General features: G+C 68.4%; 1 protein-coding gene. It reads left to right on the top strand.

Annotation, left to right across the window (positions count from 1 at the left end):
- Positions 1-316 precede the first annotated feature (316 nt).
- Positions 317-1,220 (top strand): S8 family serine peptidase (locus T398_RS26500; RefSeq protein WP_496450533.1); only part of this gene is annotated, 904 nt, incomplete at its 3' end.

Below are 1,220 nucleotides of genomic sequence, written 5' to 3'. Positions count from 1 at the left end.
GGCTTCATCTCCCTCCGCGCCGCCGCCGAAACCGACACCGGCTTCGCCATCCGACAAGAACTCATCCGCGCCTACGGCCTGCGCTGACCCAACCGACGGAGGGTTCCCGGACCGACAACGGTCCGGGAACCGCCGCCAGACCCCAACCCAACGCACACGATTCGCGCCCGACACCACGAAGCCGACCTCGTCCCGCCAGCTGAAAACGATGCCCAACAGTGGAGTCGCTGTCACCCGGTGGCGAAGTAGCGCCGTGGCGGCTACCCGCCGGTCGTCAGCTTTCCTTCAACGGGTGATCAACGGTAGGAACCATGCCATGTCTTCCCATCCAGGACCCTTCACCGCTGGCGGGTCACGGCGGCGGCTGATCGCCGCCGCCGTGGCAGCCGGGATGATCGCGGCCTCCACTGCCGCGACCAACCCCGCCGCCGCGACCGCCGGCCCATCCCCCTCAACCTCGTCCGCCACACCCGCGGGCACGATCACCGGCACACATACCGTCACCCTGGTCACCGGCGACATCGTCACCGTCCGAACCCGCACCGACGGCAACACCATCACCGAAGTGGACCAGCCAGACGACGCCACCGGCGGCTTCAGCGTCCAACAACACGGCGACGACCTGTACGTGCTACCCGACGAAGCCGTACCCCTGCTCGCCGACGACCGACTCGACCAACGACTGTTCAACGTCACCGACCTGATCGAGATGGGCTACGACGACGCCCACACCACCGACCTCCCCCTCATCGCCACCTACCCGGAAGCGTCGGCCCGCACCACCACCGCGGCCCACGGCACGAAAATCGTTCAGGACCTATCCGCCATCAACGGCCACGCCCTCACCACGGAGAAGGAACACACCCGCACCCTCTGGTCCACCATCGCCTCCTCCGCCACTGCTGACCAAGAACGCGGTGACGGCGACCTCAAGCTCTGGCTCGACGGCCAGGTACACACCACCCTCGCCGACAGCGTCCCCCAGATCGGCGCCCCCGAAGCCTGGGACGCCGGCTACGACGGCGACGGCGTCACCGTCGCCGTCCTCGACACCGGCATCGACCCCACCCACCCCGACCTCACCAACCAAATCCAGGACACCGTCAGCTTCATCCCAGACGAAGACACCACCGACCCACACGGACACGGCACCCACGTCGCCTCCACCGTCGCCGGCACCGGCGCCGCCTCCAACGGCGACAACACCGGCGTCGCCCCCG

It is taken from the genome of Salinispora goodfellowii (genome assembly GCF_059570675.1).
This window is presented reverse-complemented; position numbering and strand designations above follow the sequence as displayed.